The 3772-nt window shown below is 34.4% G+C and carries 4 protein-coding genes and 1 pseudogene; 4 read left to right on the top strand and 1 reads right to left on the bottom strand.

The features are described from left to right. Window positions 1–280 precede the first annotated feature (280 nt). Window positions 281–1219, bottom strand: coding sequence for a replication initiation protein RepM (repM, locus tag FTT98_RS17375; protein ID WP_002046604.1), 939 nt, complete (start codon window positions 1217–1219; stop codon window positions 281–283). Between the two features lie 404 nt (window positions 1220–1623). Here repM and FTT98_RS17370 point away from each other — a divergent pair, with 404 nt between their 5' ends. From FTT98_RS17370 to FTT98_RS17355, 4 genes and pseudogenes are all read left to right on the top strand, one after another. Then, on the top strand, window positions 1624–2262 hold the full coding sequence (locus FTT98_RS17370; protein ID WP_000585007.1) for an AAA family ATPase: 639 nt from the start codon (window positions 1624–1626) through the stop codon (window positions 2260–2262). 2 nt (window positions 2263–2264) lie between these two features. Next, window positions 2265–2552 (top strand): hypothetical protein, encoded by a 288-nt coding sequence (locus tag FTT98_RS17365; protein WP_000908082.1) that lies wholly within the window; start codon window positions 2265–2267, stop codon window positions 2550–2552. A gap of 442 nt (window positions 2553–2994) precedes the next feature. Beyond that, entirely contained in the window at window positions 2995–3246 is a 252-nt protein-coding gene (locus FTT98_RS17360; RefSeq protein WP_001232338.1) for a hypothetical protein, read from the top strand. Window positions 3247–3684: 438 nt separating this feature from the next. Beyond that, a pseudogene (locus FTT98_RS17355) lies at window positions 3685–3772 on the top strand (IS6 family transposase); the annotation flags it as partial.

The raw sequence follows: 3772 nt of genomic DNA, 5'->3' as shown, positions 1-3772 counted from the left end.
TCCGTATAAGGCATAATCAATAACGACATCTCGGCTGATAATCAGCGCAGTAACTTTAGCCAATCTCGCTGCAATTTCCATGTCAGGAATTTGTCCACTTATTCCAATGATGATGAGAACTGCAGCAATAAATTATAAAGGCAGGATAGGTGGTTACTTAACCAGCATAAGTTATGTAACTTATGCTAATTCATATTAAAATCACATGAAAGCAATCTTAATTAAAAACTTAGTATGAGAGGGCGTGGTCTTTTGTTTAAAGTGACAATTAACTAAAGGGTTACTTCTTGTATTTAGGAGCATAACCAACTTCTAACAAATAAGAAAAATACTTTCTAACATTATCGCTATCAAGAAGATCACTTGATATCCTTTCCTGAAAGTCTTCTAGAGTCTCTCCACGATGTGCGAAATCATTACCAAATTTTGGATAGTTAGTAATATCACATAGCTTTTTAGCAAAGAATATACATTGCTTAGCTGTCAATTTATAAGTTGGCTCTAAAGGAGCACTTGTACTCGTTTTATTTTGTTCTTTTTCTTCAAACATGAAATGTAATTCTGAAATATTTCTTCCCTCCTTTTTTTGTATATAAGAAACAGTAATATCCGTAAATTTGTTAATTTGATTTAAAGCTACGGTAAGAACCCTTTTTTTAAAGTCTCCCATCTTTTTATATTCATCTTCTATCAATCCGAGTTTTGATCTAAGCTCATCTATAGAAATATATAACTTACCAGTTGATCTCCAACGTATGAGTAACTCATACAGGCGAATAGCATAAATGCTTGTAAGTGGTGAGATTTGTTTAAGTTCATATCTTGTGAACTTTTCTTCAAGTTTTACAAATAAGGGGATAATATCTGGTGCAAAAATTAGTTGGACGCATCCCTCTTCCTTAACATAACCAACTTTTGAAACCCACCTACTTTTGTATATTCCTATTTTTCCAGTTATAGGATCTACTGCTTTATAATTCAAATGCCGTTCAAAAAGATTATCACATGCAGATTGTAACGCTTCATAAGATGCTTGACGTCCTAAATTAAACTGTTTCATGTATTCAGAAGCATGAATCGTAAGTATAGTATCAGAAGTAAGTTCTTTCTCAATTTCTCGAGCAGCAATGATCGCAATTAATATTAGCCTTTGCTCAGATAGATTTAGTGAATACGATGCTTCAACCAAATTATTATCTTTATATACTATGTTACTCATAGGAAGATATATTAAGGAAAATGTTATAAATAGATATATTGACAATACTACTTAACGTCCACAAATGAAAGTATTTTTAATAAAAGAATTTGTCAACTTATGCACAGAATTTGTCAACTTAGAAACAGGAAAAAGTCAACTTATTGGTAGGAATATGTCAACTCAGAAACAGGAAAAAGTCAACTTATTGGTAGGAATTTGTCAACATATACTTCCTGTATCCCTTTGCTAGTCAAGCTTTGAGCAGAGATATAAATAATAAATTTAAATAAATATATATAAATTCAAAAAGACCATTCTTTTGTGGATAACTTTTTTTTTAATTTTTTTTTTCATGATAGTTGATTACTTCATAAATCACCGTTAAATTATACACAAACAAACTTACGTAACTTACATAAATTATGATTATCTTAGTTGGTGGTGAAAAAGGCGGTGCTGGTAAAAGCTGTTTAGCTCAAAATCTTGCAGTTTACTTACAACAAAGTCAAAGAGACGTCCTCTTATTAGATGCTGACCCTCAAGGAACAACAACAGATTGGGTCAAAGAAAGAGATGAAAACGATGAATTAAATAATATTCCATCAGTACAAGCATCAGGGAATATACGTTCAGTTTTAAAAGATTTAGATAAAAGATACCAAGATATTATCATTGATGCAGGTGGACAGGATTCTGAAGCATTACGTTCAGCAATGACTATAGCTACACATATGTTATTGCCGTTTAGACCCAAACGAAGAGATCTAAAAACTTTAGATCATATGGAACAAGTTTTAAAATTAGCAAAGACAGTAAATCCAAATCTGAAAGCTAGAGCAATTATTACTCAGTGTCCAACTCTTCCTTCTCAAGTTCAAAGAATTTTAGATGCAAAAGAGGCATGCAAATCATTTGGTATTGATGCATTGAATTCAATCACAACAAATCGAAATGTTTATGATGATGCAGATGAAAATGGGCTTTCGGTTTTTGAAGTAAATAGTGATCCTAAAGCGAAAGCTGAAATTGAAAGTATTGCAAGAGAGTTTTTAGGAGTATAACTATGGCTGGTTTAACTGGGCTAAACAAAAAACCTGAACCTACTGAACAAGATAAAATGTTAGATGCATTTATATCTGGTGCAGAAAAGAGGGTAAAGGCTTTAGAATCAAGTGAAAAAAAATTTATTCGTTACACTTTTTCTCTCAATGAAGATATTAGTAAACTAATTGATGAGCTGGTTGTAAAAGGGCAAAATGCAAGAATAAATCGTTCAAGTATTGTTCGAGCAGCTATAGAAAATTTATCGACATATAGTGCAGATGAATTAAAAGAAATATTAAATAAATAAATTAAAAATATCCCACTTTTTTAAGGGGGATATTTTTTATCCAAGTTAAATTTACTGTAAGTCCCCGGTGAACCCTATAGATATTTTTAAATTCAGCTCAGGCTCTAGCAGTGTGGTGGTAATTTATCTATTTGAGTTATTTTATATGAAGGCGTCCTTTTCTGCACAGACACGGATCTAGGCTATTCAGCTTGGCTGACTGAATTGATGTCATGATGTTTGATGCACATTGTCAAATTCTTTATCAAGCGAAACTCTGAATCAATGCTTGTAATTGTTTCACTATGATGAGTTTGAGTCCAGTGAAATGTTGCTTGTTCCAACCGTAGAGCTTTGAATACCCAGTCCATCATATATCAACACTTTCATACAATGACCACGCTTATTCCAAAACAAGATAACCTCAATGTTGCGATTTGACATGGTCAAAGGCTTTTAGGACATGAGAAAGAGCAGTATAAGTAACTGCTCGCATATCCATGGGCTGAGTAGAAAGCCAGATTTCATCAATGTGAATCTTATTGTGAGCACCTTGGGGAATTCTGCCAAAGCGATTGCTCCTGATACCTTCCGTTTCAGCCCAATCGCTATGTTCGCATCAGGCGTCGTTATTGATTATGCCTTATACGGAACTCCAGAATTAGCCCTCGTTGCGAACAACAAAGCAGAAATCCTGCAGTTCCGCGGACGCTGATAAGTAGACAGATTCCTGACACGGAATACTATAACTTACATCACTTAAATAGGATGCATAAGTTATGCAAGTTACGCCACTTAAATAAGTTAAGGCGCTAAAGCGATAAAAGCTACATGATGGCCAGTACTGAGCACTGGCGATCTAAGTCAATGCTGCAGTTCTCATCATCATTGGAATAAGTGGACAAATTCCTGACATGGAAATTGCAGCGAGATTGGCTAAAGTTACTGCGCTGATTATCAGCCGAGATAAAGTAATGTGAACGGGTAGTATTGCTGTAATGGATGGATTAAACGTTGCAGGGTAAGGCAATGTAATAAATGTGGGCTTTGGTGGTGCAGAGCTTGTTCTCCATCCAAAAGGCGAATATATGGCACTGTTGCAAATAGGCTGACATGATAAGCTAAATATCTTATTTATTTCGAGATACAGCAGATGAATCCCTTCCACGGTCGGCACTTTCAAGGTGAAATCATTCTTTGGGCTGTTCGTTGGTATTGTAAATATGGCATCAGCTATCGTG

Source organism: Acinetobacter sp. YH12039, from assembly GCF_013420015.1.
Taxonomy (GTDB): domain Bacteria; phylum Pseudomonadota; class Gammaproteobacteria; order Pseudomonadales; family Moraxellaceae; genus Acinetobacter; species Acinetobacter amyesii.
Note: the sequence above shows the minus strand (reverse complement) of the source record. Positions and strands in the feature narration are given on the sequence as shown.